Annotated in this window: 17 protein-coding genes; 16 read left to right on the top strand and 1 reads right to left on the bottom strand. The window is 56.4% G+C overall.

Going from position 1 to position 20423, the window contains the following annotated elements:
- The first annotated feature begins 291 nt into the window (after nucleotides 1-291).
- From ACI48J_RS09195 to ACI48J_RS09220, 6 genes are all read left to right on the top strand, one after another.
- On the top strand, nucleotides 292-729 hold the full coding sequence (locus ACI48J_RS09195) for a hypothetical protein (protein ID WP_326053655.1): 438 nt from the start codon (nucleotides 292-294) through the stop codon (nucleotides 727-729).
- Nucleotides 730-845: 116 nt separating this feature from the next.
- Complete coding sequence (locus ACI48J_RS09200) at nucleotides 846-1757, top strand: selenium metabolism-associated LysR family transcriptional regulator (protein WP_405083197.1); 912 nt, start codon at nucleotides 846-848, stop codon at nucleotides 1755-1757.
- Nucleotides 1758-1835: 78 nt separating this feature from the next.
- Nucleotides 1836-2693 carry a PHP domain-containing protein gene (locus ACI48J_RS09205; protein ID WP_405082549.1) on the top strand — a complete coding sequence of 286 codons (858 nt, stop codon included), beginning with the start codon at nucleotides 1836-1838 and terminating at the stop codon, nucleotides 2691-2693.
- Nucleotides 2680-3561, top strand: coding sequence for a UTP--glucose-1-phosphate uridylyltransferase GalU (galU, locus tag ACI48J_RS09210; RefSeq protein WP_326053651.1), 882 nt, complete (start codon nucleotides 2680-2682; stop codon nucleotides 3559-3561). Before ACI48J_RS09205 ends, galU begins: the two co-directional genes overlap by 14 nt.
- A 15-nt stretch (nucleotides 3562-3576) precedes the next feature.
- Nucleotides 3577-4893, top strand: coding sequence for a UDP-glucose dehydrogenase family protein (locus ACI48J_RS09215; protein ID WP_405082550.1), 1317 nt, complete (start codon nucleotides 3577-3579; stop codon nucleotides 4891-4893).
- A gap of 74 nt (nucleotides 4894-4967) precedes the next feature.
- Nucleotides 4968-5900, top strand: coding sequence for a B12-binding domain-containing protein (locus ACI48J_RS09220; RefSeq protein ID WP_405082551.1), 933 nt, complete (start codon nucleotides 4968-4970; stop codon nucleotides 5898-5900).
- Nucleotides 5901-6002: 102 nt separating this feature from the next.
- On the opposite strand, the gene ACI48J_RS09225 is transcribed toward ACI48J_RS09220, so the two are convergent.
- Complete coding sequence (locus tag ACI48J_RS09225) at nucleotides 6003-7760, bottom strand: NFACT family protein (protein ID WP_405082552.1); 1758 nt, start codon at nucleotides 7758-7760, stop codon at nucleotides 6003-6005.
- A 173-nt stretch (nucleotides 7761-7933) separates the two neighbouring features.
- Here ACI48J_RS09225 and ACI48J_RS09230 point away from each other — a divergent pair, with 173 nt between their 5' ends.
- The 10 genes from ACI48J_RS09230 (at nucleotide 7934) to def (ending at nucleotide 20422) form a co-directional block, all read left to right on the top strand.
- Nucleotides 7934-10714: a calcium-translocating P-type ATPase, SERCA-type gene (locus ACI48J_RS09230; RefSeq protein WP_405082553.1), complete on the top strand. Its 2781-nt coding sequence runs from the start codon at nucleotides 7934-7936 to the stop codon at nucleotides 10712-10714.
- 161 nt (nucleotides 10715-10875) lie between these two features.
- On the top strand, nucleotides 10876-11712 hold the full coding sequence (dapF, locus tag ACI48J_RS09235) for a diaminopimelate epimerase (RefSeq protein WP_405082554.1): 837 nt from the start codon (nucleotides 10876-10878) through the stop codon (nucleotides 11710-11712).
- A 109-nt stretch (nucleotides 11713-11821) separates the two neighbouring features.
- Complete coding sequence (locus ACI48J_RS09240; protein WP_405082555.1) at nucleotides 11822-13714, top strand: bifunctional homocysteine S-methyltransferase/methylenetetrahydrofolate reductase; 1893 nt, start codon at nucleotides 11822-11824, stop codon at nucleotides 13712-13714.
- A gap of 32 nt (nucleotides 13715-13746) precedes the next feature.
- Nucleotides 13747-14631 carry a YicC/YloC family endoribonuclease gene (locus ACI48J_RS09245; RefSeq protein ID WP_405082556.1) on the top strand — a complete coding sequence of 295 codons (885 nt, stop codon included), beginning with the start codon at nucleotides 13747-13749 and terminating at the stop codon, nucleotides 14629-14631.
- Between the two features lie 31 nt (nucleotides 14632-14662).
- Nucleotides 14663-14923 carry an extracellular matrix/biofilm regulator RemA gene (remA, locus tag ACI48J_RS09250; protein WP_009672664.1) on the top strand — a complete coding sequence of 87 codons (261 nt, stop codon included), beginning with the start codon at nucleotides 14663-14665 and terminating at the stop codon, nucleotides 14921-14923.
- Nucleotides 14913-15545, top strand: coding sequence for a guanylate kinase (gmk, locus tag ACI48J_RS09255; RefSeq protein ID WP_326053639.1), 633 nt, complete (start codon nucleotides 14913-14915; stop codon nucleotides 15543-15545). Before remA ends, gmk begins: the two co-directional genes overlap by 11 nt.
- 9 nt (nucleotides 15546-15554) lie before the next feature.
- Nucleotides 15555-15770: a DNA-directed RNA polymerase subunit omega gene (gene rpoZ / locus ACI48J_RS09260; protein WP_042232842.1), complete on the top strand. Its 216-nt coding sequence runs from the start codon at nucleotides 15555-15557 to the stop codon at nucleotides 15768-15770.
- Between the two features lie 162 nt (nucleotides 15771-15932).
- Nucleotides 15933-17210 carry a bifunctional phosphopantothenoylcysteine decarboxylase/phosphopantothenate--cysteine ligase CoaBC gene (gene coaBC, locus ACI48J_RS09265; RefSeq protein ID WP_405082557.1) on the top strand — a complete coding sequence of 426 codons (1278 nt, stop codon included), beginning with the start codon at nucleotides 15933-15935 and terminating at the stop codon, nucleotides 17208-17210.
- On the top strand, nucleotides 17195-19771 hold the full coding sequence (priA, locus tag ACI48J_RS09270) for a primosomal protein N' (RefSeq protein WP_405082558.1): 2577 nt from the start codon (nucleotides 17195-17197) through the stop codon (nucleotides 19769-19771). The genes coaBC and priA overlap by 16 nt, the downstream gene beginning before the upstream one ends.
- A gap of 168 nt (nucleotides 19772-19939) precedes the next feature.
- Nucleotides 19940-20422: a peptide deformylase gene (def, locus tag ACI48J_RS09275; RefSeq protein WP_326053635.1), complete on the top strand. Its 483-nt coding sequence runs from the start codon at nucleotides 19940-19942 to the stop codon at nucleotides 20420-20422.
- Nucleotide 20423: the final 1 nt, after the last annotated feature.

Genomic DNA, 20423 nt, shown 5'->3' on the forward strand with positions numbered 1-20423 from the left:
GCAAATCTGTTTTTCCAAATAAGCCTGGTTATTTGACCGGAGGTCAGCCCTTGCCGGCGCTGCGGCCGTGAACGCGTTCTGAAATCTTATTTCATTGTCTTTACAGTTTATGAGAAGATTGATTTTTTTGTTAATTTTGAATTTTCTACAGTTGTGTGACATTTTTTCTTGTGCCGCGCCATATTTATAAATTAAGTGAGCGTTTTTATTTGGAAATATTTTAATATTGAGTTACAATGGTGAAAACCAGTAGGTATAAAGGCCTAAACGCTTGGAGAGGAGTTGTGATTCATGAGGGACAAAACAATGGACCGCTGGAGCACGTACGAACCTTTTTATGTTAACCTGAACGACAAAAAAATTGCGGACATTGTGATCACGAATCATGCTCGTCTCCGCTGGGCGGACCGGGTCGAAAACGAGAAAACCGGCTTCGAGGACATTTGCGATTTTTTATGGGATAAACTGAAAGACGGACGGATCGCTTCGTATTACAAGAACGAACAGGACGTTTATCTCGTGGACGACGATCTGGTGATGGTCGCCGAGTTTTCCGTCATTGAGAACGAAACCGATATTGCGGGCAACCCGCTGCATAAAATGATTATCGTGACTTTCCTAGGCAGAATGTCGGAGACCATCGAGCTGCGCGATCTGAAATCGTACTACTCGTGGCTCCGCCACTCCCGCCGGATGACGCTGATCAAGAACAGCCGTAAGCGGCGGTAACTCCGGGCAGATGAAGGATTACGGCACGGCGAAGAGCATGCCTGCATTTTGCAGGTATGCTCTTTTTTCCGTCTTATAAATGCTATAATAAATGCGGAGAAAGGGCGGCGATGACGATGGCTCTGAATTTTCACCAGCTTCACATCTTTTATACGGTAGCCGAAAAAGGCAGCTTTTCGCACGCCGCGCAGGCGCTTCATATGACGCAGCCCGCGGTAACGATGCAGGTGCAGTCCCTGGAGGATCATTTCGGAATCAAGCTGTTTCACCGCTCTACCAAAAAAATCGAATTGACGGAAGCGGGAAGGACGCTGATTCCCTACGCCCGCAAGTGCGTCGAACTCATCCGGGAAACCGAGAACGCCATGACAGGCTTTACAGCCATGGCCGAAGGACGGCTGCAGCTCGGAGCCTCGCTGACGATGGGGGAATATATCCTGCCCCGCCTGCTGGGACCCTTCCGCAAAGAATACCCGAATATTTCGGTTGCGATGAAAGTCATGAATACGACGCAAATTTTGGACGAGATTTTTGCCCATCAGCTGACGTTCGGCCTTGTTGAGGCTCCCATCCAGCATCCGGATGTCCACACGGAAGCCATTTTGAGCGATGAGCTAAAGCTCATTGTCCCCGCAGGGCATCCGCTGGCGGAGATGGATACGATCCGTATGGAGGACGTTTTCCAATACCCGTTCGTTCTTAGGGAAGAAGGTTCGGGAACCCGGCGCGTCATGGAAGAGGAGCTGGAGCGGACGGGCATCGCGTGCAGCGAAATGGACATCGTCATGGAACTGGGGAGTACGGGAGCGATCAAATCGGCGGTAGAAGCCGGTCTCGGCGTTTCCATTTTGTCGCAGTCGTCGGTTAAACATGAGGTCAGGCTTGGTATATTAAAGATAAAGGAAATCGAAGGCGTGTCTTTTTCGCGCAGTTTCTATGCGATTTATTTGAATTCGACCCTCCTGCCGTTGTCGGCCGTTAGTTTTTTGAATTTTATGCGGCGCGACGATCTGGTCAAATGGCTTTAGAAACGGATAGAAAAGGGCGTTACATCCCTATAGAGATGACCGGATACACTTTGCCGGGAAAAAAAGGAGGCACCATCTATGACTCAATGGGCCGATTTGCATACGCACACGACGGCGTCGGACGGAACGCAGGCGCCTGAGGACAACGTCCGGCTGGCTAAGGAAGCCGGACTTGCGGCCGTAGCCATAACCGATCACGATACGGTATCCGGCGTCAGGGCGGCGCAGCTTGAAGGCAGGCGGATCGGGATCGAAGTCGTTCCCGGCGTCGAAATCAGCACGGTGGCCGGCGGGCAGGACATCCATGTGCTCGGTTACTACATCGATACGGAGTCGGAAAGCTTTCTGGAGCGTCTGGAAGAGCTCCGGAATACGCGCAACAAGCGCAACGAGATGATGCTGGCGCGTCTGAACGAGCTGGGTCTTGCCGTTTCGATGGAGGAGGTCGTCAAACATCTGGAAGCCGGCAAAGGCGAAGAGGACACGATCGGCCGCCCTCATATCGCAAACGTTCTGCTTGCCAAAGGCTATGTAAGCTCGATGAACGAAGCGTTCGAGAAATATCTGGGCAAAGGCGGAGCCGCCTATGTCAATCCGCCGCGCATCCGTCCCGTCACGGCCATCGACTGGATTAGAGAAGCCGGCGGAGCTGCCGTGCTTGCCCATCCGGGTCTTTACGGCGACGAAGACATCGTGCGGGAACTCATCGCATATGGTTTAGATGGCATCGAAGTCAGCCACGCCGATCATACGCCGGAGCAGGAAGCCCATTACGGGCGTCTGGCCCGTGAGCACGGGCTGATCGCAACGGCAGGCTCGGATTTCCACGGCTTACGTGCCGGTCAGGTATTTCACGCTCCGCTGGGTTCCAAGCGCACTTCGCTTGAAACCGTGCGGAAGCTACAGGAACGGAGGAACAACCGTGAAAATTCGTAAAGCGATAATTCCCGCGGCCGGTCTCGGCACGCGTTTTCTGCCCGCTACCAAGGCGCAGCCCAAGGAAATGCTGCCGCTGGTGGATAAACCGGCCATTCAATACATAGTCGAGGAAGCCATCGAATCCGGGATCGAGGATATTCTAATCGTTACGGGGCGTAACAAGCGCGCGATCGAGGATCATTTCGACAAATCTGTCGAACTGGAAATGATGCTCGAGGAGAAGGGGAACGATGAGCTTCTTTCCCTGGTCCGTACGGTCACCAATCTGGCCGATGTGCACTATATCCGTCAAAAGCAGCCGCTTGGCCTGGGCCACGCGATTTACTGCGCCCGCAAGTTTATCGGGAACGAACCGTTTGCGGTACTTCTGGGAGACGATATCCTTCGTTCGTCCAAACCCGCTCTGCGCCAGATGATGGACGTGTTCGAGGAGACGGAGACGTCCGTCATCGGTGTCCGTGAAGTTCCCTGGGAAGATGTGAGCAAATACGGAATTGTCGCACCCTCGGACGAAATTACAGCTTATAAGAAAATTGCGGATCTCGTGGAGAAGCCGGACCGCAGCGATGCGCCTTCCAACCTGGCCGTAATCGGCCGCTATCTGATTATGCCGGAGATTTTCGATATCTTGGAGAAATGCGAGCCCGGACGCGGCGGCGAAATCCAACTGACGGACGCGCTGCGCATTTTGAACGAAAAGCAGCCGATGGTCGCCTATCCGATCGAGGGGAGAAGATACGACGTCGGCGATAAATTCGGCTATATCCAGGCCACCATCGAAATGGCTCTGGAGCGGGAAGGGCTGCAGGAGGAACTGCGCTCGTATTTAACGAACCTCGTCCGTCACGAGTTTCATATCGGATAAGGAGGAGAATCTTGAATGGAGCGCATTGCCGTTATTGGGACGGGGTATGTCGGGCTCGTGACCGGATGCTGCTACGCCGAAATCGGGCATGATGTCATCTGCGTAGACATCGATCCCGACAAAGTCCGCCGTCTCAGCCTTGGCGAAATTCCGATTTACGAACCTGGGCTGGGAGAGCTTGCGGCCTCGAACCAGGCCGCCGGCCGGTTGTCTTTCACGACCGACCTGGCAAGAGCCGTGCAGGACTCGTCCATCCTCTTTATTGCGGTAGGAACGCCTACGCTCGAAAACGGGGAAGTCGACATGCAGCAGGTCCGCGGCGCGGTGGAGACACTGGCGCGGCAGATGGACGATTATAAAATCATCGTGATGAAAAGCACGGTGCCCGTAGGAACGTCCAGGCGCATCCGGCAGTGGATGGAAGAAGGGCAGCTGCGGCCCGTTCCCTTCTCCGTCGTGTCCAATCCGGAGTTTCTAAGAGAAGGGACGGCCATTCACGACACGTTTCATCCCGACCGGGTCGTGATCGGGTCCGACGATGCGGATGCCGCTCTCCGCGTAGAGAAGCTGCAGGCCGCGTTCGGCGGCGAGGTTGTGCGGACCGACCCCGAGAGTGCCGAACTGATTAAATATGCGTCCAATGCCTTCTTGGCCGCTAAAATTTCATTCATCAACGAAATGGCCAACGTATGCGAGAAAGTAGGTGCGGATGTCAGCCTAGTCGCCCGGGGAATGGGGCTCGATAACCGGATCGGGCCCAAGTTTCTGCAGGCGGGAATCGGTTACGGCGGTTCCTGCTTCCCCAAAGATACGAGGGCCCAGCTGAAAATCGCCCAAAATGCCGATTATGATTTCCGCATTCTGCGGGCGGTCATCGAGGTCAATACGCTTCAGCGCGAACGGTTTGTCGAGAAGGTGACGGCCGCTTTGGGCGGAAACGTGTCAGGCCGGAGCATTGCGGTATGGGGGCTTGCGTTTAAGCCCAATACGGATGACCTCCGCGATGCCCCTGCGCTGGATATTATCCGCTCCCTGCAGGAGCGTGGGGCGGTTGTGACGGCGTACGATCCGGCTGCGGCTTCCAAGGCGTCTGTTCTGCTTCCCGGTGTACGCTGCCTGACCGATCCTTATGAGGCCGCGGAAAATGCGGAAGCCGTAGTGATCGCAACCGATTGGGAAGACCTGCGGCGGATTAATTTCGATAGGCTCCGCAGCCTGGTCAGGGAGCCGCTGATTATCGACGGGCGAAACATGTTTGCCCCCGCCGAGATGGCGGAGAAAGGCTTTACTTATGTGTCCGTCGGACGCCCCGCATTCCCCGGAGCGGTTTAAACCGTTCATTGTATAAGCTTTGTAAATGGTCTATAATTGGGGCATCTTCAAGGTTTGCCGGGGGTACAAAAGATATGAGCCGACTTTATACAATCAAGGAAGCTTCGATGCGTTCCGGGCTCTCCACCCAGTTGATCCGCAAATGGGAGGAGCGTTACGGCGCCGTTCAACCGGACCGTTTTCCGAACGGATATAGGGGCTACACGAATCATGATATAGAAACATTGATATGGCTGAAAAGCAAGGCGGATTCGGGTGTTCCCATCGGTCTCGCCGTTCAGGAACAACAGCTGCAGCTCGAAAGCTCGGCCTCGACCGAGACGTTCTCTCCGGCCGAGGCCGAGCTTCCGTTTATCCGCAGCGAACCGAACGAGTACCAGGAGAATCTGCTGGGTTACTTTCTACATCTGGATCAGGCGGGCGCCCAGCGGTTTTTCGACCAGCTTGCGGCGCTGCACCAAATGGACTTTATTCTGCTTCAAGTTCTGCAGCCGACGCTGATCCGAGTCGGAGAGATGTGGGAACGGGGAGAAATCTCCGAATATCAGGAGCATTTCGGGAGTCATTTTATCCGGGAACGTCTGCTGGCGCTAAAGAACTTATTTTCCGTTCCGCCGGGCGGCCCCAGATTGATTACCGCCTGTTCCCCATACGAGCGTCATGAACTGGGGATTCTGTTTCTGGGTTATTTCGCGCTGCAAAACGGCTTTCAGACGCTGTATCTCGGAGCTTCGCCTTCGGAGAAAGGCATCTTCGATTGTCTGGAACAGAGCCGTCCCGCGGCGTTCGCCTTCGGTTCTTCGATGAAGTCGATGCTGGACGAAGCTTATCCGTTTTATGCAAAGCTGGACCGGAGAATCGGGGAACTCGGCAGCCGGACCAAAGTGTTTATCGGCGGAAAGGCGATCGAACGCGACGAGGTGCTTCGCGGCACGAAGCATATTTACCTGCTTTCCGGCGATGCGCGTGAATGCGCGCTTAAACTGAAAAAGCTGACAGCCTATTGAGCTGTCAGCTTTTTTTGTTCGGCGTCCCGGCGGAGGTTCCACAGCCTAGCCCCGGACGCGCGTTCCGGAACTGCGTACTCGCCGGAAGCGTTGCACTTGTTTTTAAGCCTTCACGGTCTGCGGCATCTGTTTGATCAATTGATCGTCCGGCGTCACAAACAGCGTTTTCTGCTGTTCGTAAATAACGAATCCCGGCTTGGCGCCGCTCGGCTTATGCACGTGGCGGATGAGAGTATAATCCACGGGAACCGAGCTCGATTCCTTCGCCTGGCTGAAATAAGCGGCAAGCTGGGCCGCCTCGTGCAGGGTGGCTTCGCCGAAGGACTGGCTGCGAATCACGACGTGCGAGCCCGGGATATCCTTCGTGTGCAGCCAAGTATCCCCGGCGCTCGCAAGCCGGTTCGTCACATAATCATTCTGGGTATTGTTCTTGCCGACGTAGATCGGAACGCCTTCGCTCGACGTGAAGCAGGCCACGGACGGCTTATCGGATTTTTTCTTGCGCTTTCCTTTCGTATGGCGCTCACGCACATAACCCTGCTCCGCAAGCTCATCCCGGATTTCCGCGATATCCCGCATCGATGCGGAACCGAGCTGCTGCAGAAGCGAGGAGAGGTACTGGATCTCCATCTCGGTCTGGTTCATCTGCTCTTCTACGTAGGCCAGACTGTTTTTGCTTTTTGTATACCGTTTAAAATAGCGCTGCGCATTCTCCGAAGGATTAAGCAGGGGATCGAGCGCTATGCTCTGCTGCGGCTGGGCTTCCTCGTAATAATTGACCACAACCGCTTCCTTATCCCCTTTGCGGATTTGATGCAGATGGGCCGTAAGCAGTTCTCCCATAATGCGGAAACGGTCCGCGTCTTTCGCTTCTTCCTTCGTCTCCTGAAGTTTATCCATTTTCTTGATGTTTTTGGCTTTCTCGTTCTGCAAAAGCTTAATGAGATCGGCGGCACGCTGCTTGACCGTGTCGCGCTCCGCCTTGTCCCCGAAGTAACTTTCCAGGCACTCGCTGACGGTAGGAAACACGCGGGACTCGCCTTCGATCTGGGTCAGTTCCATGACCGAGAAGAAAAGCTTGCCCGTCTTCGTTTCTTCAACGATGACGGGGGAGTAGCGCCGCTCGCGCACCGCGTCCGTCACGCTGCGGAAAGACTGCCACAGCGGGGCGAGCGCGTCCTCGCCGTACGGCACGCCGAGCCGGGTTCCGCTGCGGTAGACGATTTCCCGCGCCGCAAGGGGGCTCAGGCCGCTGAAGGAAGCGAGCATCTGCTTCTCCGGTGCGGCGTCTTCCCCGATTCCAGCGCTCATGCTCCGGCGGAACACGGCTTCGCTCGTGTCCAGCGGATTCGCTTTGTCCTGAGCCGGCGGCTCCACGTAGGCGCTGCCGGGCATGACGATGCGATAAGAGCTGATCGCCGGCGTCACGTGATGAATGCCGTCCAGGATGGTGCCCGTGGAAGGGTCCATAAGAATCAGGTTGCTGTGTCTGCCCATGATCTCCACGACGATGGTTTTCGTGCTCACATCCCCGAGCTCGTCGCGCTGGCGCACACGGAAGTGAACGATCCGCTCCAGTCCGACCTGCTCGATGGAGTCGATGATGCCGCCTTCGCAATGCTTGCGGAGCATCATGCAGAACATGGGGGCTTCCTGAGGATTCAAGTACTGCCCTTCCGTCACGTGCATCCGCGGATAGGTAGGATTCGCGGAGAGAAGAAGTTTAAGCGAACGACCGCGGGCGCGGATCTGCATAACCACGTCATTGCCCGTGGGCTGATGTATTTTATTAATCCGGCCTCCTACACATTCCTGCAGCTCGTGCACGATTGCATGGAGGACCAGTCCGTCTAATGCCATGATGAAAGTCTCCTATCCAAGTTCATTACATTCTATCATGCCATAAATGCGAGGAAATTTTAAGTTCTTTCTTTAGAAGCACTGTCCAAGCTGGGATATTTTGCGGCTTGTCTGAATACATTTAGCAAGAGAAGCGGGTCTTGCATTGAAAGTAACCGGGAGGGGAAACGGTGATGAGTCAGAAAGAATGGTACCAGATGACGGCGGATGAAGTCCTGCAGACGCAGCGCGTTCATCCGTCCGAAGGTCTGTCATCGGCAGAGGCGGACAACAGGCAGACCGAAGCCGGCCGCAATGAACTGTCCGAAGGAAAAAGCGTCTCGCCGGTCACATTGTTTTTAAATCAGTTCAAGGACTTCATGGTTCTCGTATTGATGGGCGCCACACTCGTATCGGGACTGCTCGGCGAATTTTTGGACGCTATAACCATCGTCGCCATTATCATCATGAACGGAATTCTCGGGTTTATACAGGAATTCCGCGCCGAGCGTTCGCTCCGTGCTTTGAAAGAACTTTCGGCGCCGGGGGCCAAGGTAATGCGAGGGGGAGAATTGCAGATGATCCCCGCCCGGGACCTGGTTCCCGGGGATATCATTCTCCTGGAGAGCGGAGACCGGGTTCCCGCGGATATCCGGCTCATCGAAGCGAACAGCTTCTACGTGGAGGAATCCGCCTTGACGGGCGAGTCCGTTCCGGTCGGCAAAACCGTCGACCCCTTAAGCTCCGACACCGTGACGATCGGAGACCAGCGGAATCTCGCATTTATGGGCACGATGGTCACGCGGGGTACGGGGAAAGGCGCGGTCGTGCGGATCGGCATGGAGACCGAAATGGGGAAGATCGCCGACCTGATCCAAAATACGGAGACGCTTGAAACCCCGCTTCAGCATCGGCTGGAGCAGCTCGGCAAGATTCTGATCATCGTAGCGCTCTGCTTGACGGTCATGGTGGTTGTCGCCGGTATCGTGCACGGACAGCCTCCTTATGCGATGTTTCTCGCGGGAGTCAGTTTGGCCGTAGCGGCTATTCCGGAAGGACTGCCCGCCATTGTTACGATAGCTTTGGCCCTTGGCGTACAGCGTATGATCAAACGCAAAGCGATCGTCCGCAAGCTGCCCTCCGTCGAAACGCTCGGCTGCGCTTCCGTGATTTGCTCGGACAAGACGGGGACGCTGACCCAGAACAAAATGACGGTGACCCATCTGTGGGTCGGCGGCAGCCTGCTGGAAGTAAGCGGAGACGGTTACACGCCGGAAGGCGAGATCAGCGCCGGCGGCAAAAGAGTCAATCCCGCCAAAAATTCGATGCTGCGCCAGTTTCTTCAGGTATCGGCTTTGTGCAGCAATGCGGTTCTTTATAAAGAGGAAACGGAACCGGGCAAGAAAAAGCGCGGCAAAGACGAACTGCCGGATACGGTGTGGAACGTAAAGGGGGATCCGACGGAAGGCGCTCTTGTCGTATTGGCCGCTAAAGCCGGCGTTACGCACGAAGCCTTGAATCCCCAGTTCGGCCGGCTGGCCGAGTTCCCTTTCGACTCCGAAAGAAAGCGGATGTCGGTTATCGTCTCCAGCGGAGGCCGCAAGCTGGTGATGACCAAAGGAGCGCCGGATGTGCTCATGCAGCACTGCTCCTACATTTTATGGGACGACAAGGTGATTCCGTTCACATCCACGCTCAAAGCCAAAGTGATGGCCGCGAACGAAGGGATGGCGCGTTCGGCGCTCCGCGTGCTCGGAACGGCTTACCGGGAGATGAAGCCGACGGAGTCGTGCGAGGATCACGAGGATGCCGAGCGCGGGCTCGTCTTCGTAGGCTTGGCCGGCATGATCGATCCGCCGCGCCGCGAAGTCCGTGAAGCGATGGCCAAATGCCGCAAGGCCGGCATCAAGACGGTGATGATCACCGGGGATCACCTGACGACCGCGGAAGCCATCGCCAAGCAGCTCGGGATGCTCCCGGCCGGGGGTGTGTGCATCAGCGGCCACCAGCTTGCGGCCATGGACGACGAGGCGCTCGAAAGCAAAGTAGACGATATCTACGTCTACGCCCGCGTTTCGCCGGAGCACAAGCTCCGCATCGTCAAAGCGCTCCAGGCCAAAGGCCATGTCGTCGCGATGACGGGCGACGGAGTCAATGACGCGCCGGCCATCAAGGCGGCGGATATCGGCATCGCCATGGGAATAAGCGGCACGGACGTGACGAAGGAAGCGTCGTCCCTGGTGCTCAGCGACGACAACTTCGCGACGATCGTGGCGGCTATCGAGGAAGGCCGGGGAATCTACGAGAATATCCGGAAGTTCATCCGGTATCTGCTCGCTTCCAATGTCGGCGAAATTCTGACGATGTTCCTCGCCATGATGGCGGGGCTCCCGCTCCCGCTTATCCCGATTCAGATTTTGTGGGTCAATCTGGTGACGGACGGCCTGCCCGCGATGGCGCTTGGCGTCGATCAGGCGGAAAAAGACCTGATGCAGCACAAGCCCCGCTCGGCGAAAGAAAACATTTTCGCACGCCGTCTGGGATGGAAAATTATTTCCAGAGGGTTTCTTATCGGCATCTGCACGCTGGGCGCTTTCTGGCTCGTGCTGCGGGAAAACCCCGGAGATGCCCAGCATCTCGTCAAGGCGCAGAGCGTTGCCTTCGCGACGCTCGTTATGGCGCAGCTCATCCATGTGTTCGACTGCCGCAGCTCGCGCTCCATTTTTCACCGCAATCCGCTTCAGAACAAGTATCTGGTCCTGGCGGTCCTGTCTTCGCTCGTTCTGATGCTGGGCGTGATGTATACCCCGCAGCTGCAGCCTATTTTCAAAACCGTTCCGCTCGGCTTCACAGAATGGATCATCGTGCTGATTGCGGCAGGTATTCCAACCTTCCTGATGGGACTGGGGAGCGTCATGCAGAATCCTTCCAAGAAAAAAACGGCGAAGTACAGCTCCAAGCCGAGCTTCCGGTAATCCCCGCGAGCCGGATCGCCTGTGAAGTTTTCAAACCCGTTAAACGGCCGACGCCGTCACGGGTTTTTCTTTTTTGCGGGAAACTGGCGATAGCCAGACATATTCTTTTGCGCTATGATAAAGGGAATGACATTACATCGAATTAGCGAGAGGGAATCCTTATGGAATTTACGAAAATGAACGGTCTGGGCAACGATTTTATCGTGCTGTCCGGCTATAAAGAACTTCCCGAGAATGTAGCGGAACTCGCTGTCCGCTGGTGCAACCGGTATTTCGGGATCGGCGCCGACGGGCTGGTGTTCATTCTGCCCTCCGAGAAAGCGGACGTGCAGATGCGCATCATCAATTCGGACGGAAGCGAACCGGAGCAGTGCGGCAACGCGATCCGCTGCGTCGCCAAATATGTGTACGACCGGGACCCCGGCAAAAGAGAAGCCATCACCGTCGAAACGCGCGGAGCCGGCGTGCAGCAGGTGCATGTGACGGCGGAGAATGGCCTCGCCAAAGCGATTCGCGTCGACATGGGAGAGCCTGTGCTTCAAGGTCTCGAAATCCCGACGACAATCGACGCCGAGCAGGTGATTGACCGGCCGATCGAAGCGGGGGGGCGGACCTTCACGTTTACGGCGGTTTCGATGGGCAATCCGCACTGCGTCATCGATGTGGAAGACGCACCGAGCTTCGATCTGGCCGCTTGGGGGCCTCTGCTGGAGCGGCATCCGCTGTTTCCGAACAAGGCCAACGTCGAGTTTGTGACGGTCCGCTCCAGAGATTACGCGGATATGCGCGTATGGGAAAGGGGAGCGGGGCCCACACTGGCCTGCGGAACCGGAGCGTGCGCTACGCTCGTCGCTCTCGTTTTGACGGGCAAAACGGATCGCACCGCCACGATTTCGCTTAAAGGCGGCGATCTGCTGATCGAATGGAACGAGGCCGACAACCGGGTGTATATGACCGGGCCGGCCGCTGAGGTTTACAAAGGAAAAGTCGAAGAGTAACGGCCGGCGGCGCGAAGCCGCCGGTTTTACTATAGAACGTAAAAAGCCTTTAAGTTTGCCGGTCGTTTGTGTTAAAGTAAATGTACTATTTTGATGGGGTGGGAAGAACATGAAACCGGAACTCCGCCAGGTGCTTGCGCAGAAGATCCTTATCGGGGACGGAGCGATGGGGACCTACTTATATCAGCAGGGCTTTCCCGTCGGAATTTCCTACGAGGAGCTTAACCTGATTCAATCCGAAGTGGTTGCCGACGTTCATCGTCGCTATTATGAAGCCGGTGCCCGGCTTATCGAAACGAATACTTTCTCCGCAAATAGGGAAAAATTATCCAAATACGGCCTTGAGCAGGAAGTCGAGGCCATCAACAGAGCCGGCGTCGAGCTGGCCCGCAGTTCGGTCGGCGAGGATGCTTACGTGGTCGGAGCGATCGGCCCGATCCGGGCGGGCATGCGCAAGAACGTCCGTACGGCGGATGTCGAGGATGCGCTGCGCGAACAAATCCTCGTGCTGCTCGATACACAGGTGGACGGGCTGCTGCTGGAGACGTTCTACGATCTTGAGGAGATGCTTATCGCGCTGCGCCTGATCCGTCAGCTCAGCTCGATTCCCGTCATCTGCCAGTTCGCTACCGAAGGAATCAACACGACGCATGACGGGATTTCCCTGCAGGACGCGTTCCTCCGCCTGAAAGAGGAAGGGGCCGATGTAATCGGATTCAACTGCCGTACGGGTCCCAACGGCATTCTGCGCTCCCTCCAAGGAGTCGCCCAACTGAGCGACATCCCGTTCTCGGTATTCCCGAACGCGGGTATTCCGGACTACGTGGACGGCCGTTACTCGTATGCCGCGACGCCGGAGTATTTTGCCGAAAGCGCGCTGCGCTTTGCCGATTTAGGCGCCAGGATCATCGGCGGCTGCTGCGGAACGACACCGGAGCATATCGCGGCTATGGTCAAGGCTCTCCAGGGCTACGAGCCGAACCGGAGCGAAGTATATGCGGCGGAATCCGTTTCCGCAGCGGAACGGGCCGTCGTGACCGAACCCGCTCCACAGACGTCCTTCCGGGAGGCGGATGTCGAACCTACTCTGGTCGACCTTGTGAAACAGCGCCATACGGTTATCGTGGAGCTGGACCCTCCGCGCGACCTCGACATCGGCAAGTTCATGGAAGGGACGAAAGCCCTCCAGGACGTGCACGTGGACGCCATTACGATGGCCGACAATTCATTGGCCGTGACGCGGATGAGCAATCTTGCGCTCGGCATGCTCGTTAAAGAGCAGCACGGGGCGCGTCCGCTCATTCACATCGCCTGCCGCGACCGCAACAGCATCGGTACGCAGTCCCACCTGATGGGCCTGCATGCGCTGGGGATCGATCACGTGCTCGCCGTGACGGGAGATCCCGCGAGATTCGGCGATCTGCCGGGCGCAAGCTCCGTCTATGACATGACTTCGTTCGAAATGATCCGCATGATCAAACAGCTCAACGAAGGCATCGCTTTTTCGGGCAAGCCGCTCAAGAAGAAAGCCAATTTCATTGTCGGCGCGGCTTTTAATCCGAACGTGAAATATTTGGACAAGGCGGTCCAAAGACTGGAACGGAAGATCGAGTCCGGCGCCGATTATATCATGACCCAGCCCGTCTATGATCCGAAGCTGATCGAGCGCATGCACGAGGCGACCAAGCATCTGGATGTTCCCGTTTTCGTAGGCATCATGCCGCTGGCCAGCGGCCGGAACGCGGAGTATTTGCACAACGAGGTTCCGGGTATCCAGCTTTCGGACGAAGTGCGGGCCAGAATGACGGGACTCGAAGGGGAAGCGGGGCGCAAAGAAGGCGTGGCTATCGCCAAAGAGCTGCTTGATGCCGCAATGCCTCTGTTTAATGGCATTTATTTCATGACACCGTTCCTGTTTTACGACATGAGCGTGCAGCTTACACAGTACGTCTGGCAAAAAGCCGAGCGCCGTGAATTGCTCTTGTCCCCCCTTTTAAAATGAATTACAATAGGTTAATGGATGTGAGCCCCTATATGATACGAAGTATGACCGGATTCGGGCATGCCTCGCTTTCTTCGCAAGGCTACCGGGTGTCGATTGATATCAAAACCGTGAATCACCGCTATTGCGACATCTCTGTGCGTATGCCGAAAGAATGGATGGCCTACGAAGACACCATCAAGAAAACGGTACTCCGCTTCATTAAACGAGGCCGTGCCGATTGCTTTGTGACGATTGAGCGGGACTCCGCTTCCAATAAATCGGTAACAGTCGACTGGGCGCTCGTGGACGGATACATGCAGGCTGCCGAGCAGCTTCGCCAGAAGCATGGCTTAGCCGGGGAGCTGCATCTGTCGGATCTCCTCAAACTGCCGGATTTGCTTGCCATTTCCGAGCAGCGCGGGGGGGACGACGATGCGCTCGCCGATCTTTTGGTTGCCTGCACGGAAGGAGCGCTGGCTGAGCTGAACGGCATGAGGGAAAAAGAAGGCTCCCACCTGTCGGAAGATTTGACCGTCCGGCTGACGATGATTGAAGATCTTAACGTCGAAATGAAACGTTACGCCCCCGAAGTCGTCCGGGAATATGCCGTGAAGCTGCGGCAGCGGATTCAGGAGCTGCTGACGGATCAAGTTCCGGTAGATGAACAGCGGCTCGCAGCCGAGATAGCCTTGTTTGCGGACCGCTCCAATGTGGACGAAGAGATGACCCGGCTGCACAGCCACATCAGCCAATTTAGGCAGCTGCTCGGTTCCCGGGAACCTGTCGGTCGCAAGCTCGATTTTCTCATTCAAGAAATGAACCGCGAAGCAAATACCATCGGCTCCAAAGCGGGACACATTGAAGTGTCAGGCAGGGTCATTGAGCTGAAAGCCGAATTGGAAAAAATGAGAGAACAAATACAGAATATCGAGTGAACCGCTGACGGTGTCACGAGGAGGAAACTCAATGGCCATCAAATTGATCAACATCGGGTTCGGTAATATTGTTTCGGCAAACCGTATCATTTCGATCGTAAGCCCCGAATCCGCTCCGATTAAAAGGATCATTCAGGAGGCGCGCGACCGCCATATGCTGATTGACGCGACTTACGGGAGAAGAACCCGCGCCGTCATCATTACGGACAGCGACCATGTGATCCTATCTGCGGTTCAACCGGAGACCGTTGCTCACCGACTTTCTAACAAGGACGATGATCATGACGAGTAATACAAATACACTGGAACGGGATAGAGGAATTTTGATCGTGCTTTCGGGCCCTTCGGGCGTCGGCAAAGGAACCGTGTGTTCCGCGCTTCGCAAGATGTCGCCTGAGCTGGTCTATTCTGTTTCCGCCACAACCCGCAAGCCTAGAGAAGGCGAAGTGGAGGGTGTCAATTATTTTTTCAAATCGAAAGACCAGTTCGAACAATTAATCGCTGCCGACGAGATGCTGGAACATGCCGAGTATGTGGGCAATTATTACGGCACTCCTCGCCGCTTTGTGGAAGAAACGCTCGCCTCCGGCAAGGACGTTATCCTGGAAATCGAAGTGCAGGGCGCTTTGAAGGTCAAGGAGAAGTTTCCTGAGGCGACGTTTATCTTCCTGATTCCGCCTTCTCTGGCCGAGCTGGAGAACCGTATCGTGACTCGCGGTACGGAAACGAACGACATTATCCGCAGCCGCATGTCCGTGGCTGTCGACGAGATTCGTTTGATGCGGCATTACGATTATGGTATCGTCAATGACGAGGTACACAAAGCTTGCTACAAAATCCAGTCCATTCTTATGGCTGAACATTGTAAGTGCGACCGGATTTTACCCAGATTGGAACAATGGATCGGAGAGTGAACGACAAGTATGCTGTATCCTTCAATTGATAAACTGCTCGACAAAGTGGATAGCAAATATTCGCTCGTAGTTGCCGCCGCTAAGCGTGCGAGATCTCTTAGAGACGGTACGAACACCCACCTGCAGGATATTAAATCCCACAAGCAGGTTGGAGTGGCCCTGGAAGAATTGTACGGAGATCTTGTAAAGTACGAGAAGATCGAAACCAAAGAAGACGCCGAATAGGATCCAAGCGGTCCGTTCGGCCCAAAGCGGCAGTCCCTGTGACTGCCGTTCTATGTATACAACCGGATGCTGCGATCCTGAATATAACGGGATGCAAGTATACCGGATATCAGGACAACCCATTGCGGTTGTTATTTTTTTCTTGCCGGGAGGGAACTGCCGATGTTATCAGGTAAAACAATCGTAGTCGGCGTATGCGGGGGAATAGCCGCTTATAAGGCGGCTGCGCTTTGCAGCAAGCTGAGTCAGGCAGGGGCGGACGTGCGGGTGATTATGACGAAGTCCGCGGTCCAGTTTATTACGCCGCTGACTTTCCAGTCGCTGACCCGCAAGCCGGTAGCCGTGGATACGTTCGACGAGAAGGAAGCGGCCGTAATTTCCCACATCGATCTGGCCGACCGGGCGGATTTGGTTGTGGTCGCTCCGGCGACGGCGAACATGATCGGGAAAATGGCGCACGGGCTGGCGGACGATATGCTCAGCACGACGCTTCTCGCTACGACGGCGCCGGTGATGGTGGCTCCTGCCATGAACGTGCACATGTACACGCACCCGGCGGTCGCGGGCAACATGAGAGTGCTGCAGGAGAGAGGGGTTCTGTTTGTGGAACCCGGAACCGGCCAATTGGCATGCGGGTATGTCGGGAAAGGACGTTTGGCCGAACCCGAGGAAATTTTCGGGCGGATCGCCGCGTATTTTCAGCAGGACACACCGCTTCAAGGCCGGAACGTGCTGGTGACGGCCGGAGGGACGGTCGAACGCATCGATCCCGTGCGTTACATTACAAACGATTCTTCCGGCAAAATGGGCTACGCTATTGCGGAGGCGGCCAAGCGGCTCGGAGCCAACGTCACGCTCGTCAGCGGACCTTCTTCACTTCCCGTGCCTCCGGGCGTCGAACGAGTATCCGTCACATCCGCTCTGGATATGTACGACAAGGTGATGGCCCGTTTTGAGGAGACGGATCTCGTTTTCAAAGCGGCTGCGGTCGCCGATTACCGTCCTTCGGAACGGCGAGAGCAGAAAATGAAAAAAACCGGGGAAACCCTTACGATCGAGCTTGTTAAAAATCCCGACATCCTTCAAGCTCTCGGAGAAGCCAAAACCCGACAGTTCGTGGTCGGCTTTGCGGCGGAAACCGAACGGGTGGACGAGTATGCGCAGGGTAAGCTTTTGCGTAAAAAATGCGACCTGCTTGTCGCCAACGATGTCTCCATGCAAGGAGCGGGTTTCGGGACGGACACCAATGTGGTGCGCATCTTCGATGCAGGCGGTCTTGTGGAAGCGCCGCCCATGATGACCAAGGCTGCCATAGCCGAACATATCGTCCGGCTGGCGGCGGACCGTCAGCGGATGCGGCAGCAGGGAGCGGAGCCTGCGGAACCGTACGCTGCGGAACCGGGGGCAGACAAAGGGGAAACGCCATGTTCGCCAAAGTGATAGTCGATGTCCCCGCCAAGCAGACGAACCGGGCTTTCGATTATTCGGTGCCCCCGTCTCTGCAGGGCTGGGTTGAAGTAGGAAGCCGTGTCGGCGTTCCTTTCGGTCCCCGTGTGCTGCAGGGGTTTGTGGTGGAACTTCACGAAACGACAACGGTCGATCCCAAAAGACTGAAAGCGATCCGTCATGTGCTGGACGCCGCTCCTCCTTTGACGGAAGAACTGGTACAGCTCGGACATTGGATGAGCAGCACGTATTTGTGCCACGAAGTAACCGCTCTGCAAGCCATGCTTCCCGGAGCGCTGAAAGCCAAGTATGAACGCTTCGTTCAAGCCGCGGAAGCAGGAAGCGCGGGCGGAACGGAGCTTCTGCTTTTGCTGCCGGCCCAGGAGAGCATTTTGAATTATTTGCGCTCAAAAGGAAAGGTGAAGATGGAAGACCTTCTGGATGCCTTTCCGGAAGACGGCGGGCTGATCCGTCAAATGCTGGACGAAGGTCGGCTTGTCGAAACCCAGGGGATGAAGGACAGGCTCGCGACGAAGAAAGCTCTGACGGTATTTCCGTCCGGAGCCCCCGAATCCCCGGAAGCTACGACGGAAACCCAAGCTGCCGGGATGTCCGGCAGCGCTCCGGGATCGGGCGATTCCGCCGATTTGCTGGCCATCGCGGAAGAACTTCCCGCCCGCTCCCATAAGCAGAAAGAGGTTCTGCGCTATTTGCATGAGAACCCCCGGCCGATCCGCCTGACGGAACTGATGGACAAGCTCCAGGTCGGTGCCGGCACGGTAAAAGGACTCGCGGACAAAGGCTGGATTGGCCTGCGTGAAGTAGAAGTGATGCGGGACCCGTATGCGAACCGCCATTTTGAAGAAACGAAGCCGCTGCCGCTGACGCGGGAACAGCAGTCCGTTTATGACGACATTGCCGCCACGCTGGACAGCCGCAGCCACCAGGTTTACTTGCTCCAAGGGGTGACGGGCAGCGGGAAGACGGAAGTGTACCTGCAGGCCATCAGCCGCTGTCTGGAACAGGGGCGGGAAGCGATCGTGCTTGTGCCGGAGATTTCACTGACTCCCCAGATGGTCGAGCGGTTTAAAGGCCGCTTTGGAGACGAGGTCGCCGTGATGCACAGCCGGCTGTCGCTGGGTGAGCGTTACGATGAGTGGCGCAAAATTATGAGACGCCAGGTCCGGGTGGTCATCGGGGCCCGTTCGGCCGTGTTCGTTCCTTTCCGAAAGCTGGGTCTGATTATCATTGATGAAGAACATGAATCATCTTACAAGCAGGAAGAGAGCCCGAAGTATCACGCACGGGATATCGCCGCCTGGAGAGCCCGCTATAACGGAGCGGCCGTGGTACTGGGATCGGCGACTCCTTCCCTTGAAAGCATTCAGAAGACGAAGGCGGCCCCCGGCGGCAAGCCCGAATACAAGCTGCTCCGAATGAAGTCCCGGGTCGCCGGACGCCCTCTGCCGCCCGTGCATATCGTCGATATGCGGGAGGAACTGCGCAGCGGGAACCGGTCCATGTTCAGCCGGCTTCTTCACCGGGGGCTGGAGGAACGGCTCCTCAAAGGAGAGCAGACGGTTCTCCTGCTAAACCGCCGGGGATACGCGACATTCGTCATGTGCAGGACGTGCGGCTATGTAGCCGGCTGTCCGCACTGCGATATCTCGCTGACGTATCACCAGGTGTCGCGGACGCTGCGCTGCCATTACTGCGGCTATGCCGAAAGGCAGATGGAGCTGTGTCCCGATTGCGGGTCGGAGCATATCCGGCATTTCGGAACCGGAACCCAGCGGGTCGAGGAAGAGCTCGTGAAGCTCTTTCCCGGCATCCGCGTCATCCGCATGGATGTGGACACGACGACGGAGAAAGGTTCTCACGAGAAGTGGCTGACGATGTTCCGCAACAAACAGGCGGATGTCCTGCTCGGCACCCAGATGGTCGCCAAGGGCCTGGACTTCCCCGATGTGACCCTTGTCGGCGTTATCGCGGCCGATACGGTGCTGAACCTGCCCGACTTCCGTTCCGCCGAGCGCACCTTCCAGCTGCTTACGCAGGTGGCGGGGCGGGCCGGGCGCCATAAGCTGCCCGGCGAAGTGTTCGTCCAGACGTACACGCCGGAGCACTACAGCGTCATTACGGCGAGCCGCCACGATTACGAAGGTTTCGTGGAGGAGGAGCTTCCGCACCGCCGGAAGCTCGGCTATCCGCCGTACTGCCGGCTTATCCTCATCACCTTGACCCACGAGCAGGTGCCGCTCCTGGTCCGGACCGCGGAAGCGGTGGCCCAGCGTCTCCGGGAGCTCGGGGCCGCCGAGCAGGAGAACGTTTTTGCGTCCGGTACGGGGGAGGACTTTTTTATGAATGTGCTGGGTCCGGTCGCTTCGCCCATTCCGAGGATCAAGGATAGATATCGGTTCCAATGCGTGGTAAAATATCGTGGGGAGGCGTCCGCTTCCCGTATTGTGGCCAAGGTTCTGGATGAATTTGCCGAGAGGACGACGAAAGATAAGCTGACGATCAGCGTGGATGTCGATCCTCAAATGCTCATGTAGTCCGCGTGTTCCGGAACGGAAAGCCCGGTGTAAGACAGAACCGGATGGATGCCCTTGCCGATTAACGCGTATATAAGGGGCGGGAAACTCATACGGATCTCTTAAACCCATTCAAGGGCTAAGGCCCTTGCCCTCATAGAATGACTTTAAAGAAAGCAGGTGGATGGAATGGCCATTCGCATGATTGTTAAAGAAGGAGACTCTGTGCTGCGGGAAACCGCCAAACAGGTAACGAAATTTAATTCCAACCTCCATAAGCTGCTCGACGATATGGCGGATACGATGTACGATGCGCCGGGCGTCGGCCTGGCCGCTCCGCAGGTGGGCATTCTCAAGCGTGTCATCGTTATGGACGTGGGAGACGAGAACGGACTGATCGAGATCGTCAATCCGGTCGTTGTCGAACAAAGCGGCGAGCAGATCGGACCGGAAGGCTGCCTGAGTATCCCGGGACTCGAAGGAGAGGTCAAGCGCCCCCTCAAAGTGAAAGTGAAAGGCCAGGACCGCAACGGCGAAGAGTTCGAGCTTGAAGGCGAAGAGCTGCTGGCCCGCTGCATCATGCACGAAGTGGACCACTTGAACGGTGTTCTGTTCACGGATCTGGCGATCCGTCTGTACCGCCCTGAGCTCGAAGAGAAAGAGGACCGCTGAC

The organism is Paenibacillus chitinolyticus, from assembly GCF_045038035.1.
In the GTDB taxonomy this organism is placed as follows: domain Bacteria; phylum Bacillota; class Bacilli; order Paenibacillales; family NBRC-103111; genus Paenibacillus_F; species Paenibacillus_F chitinolyticus_A.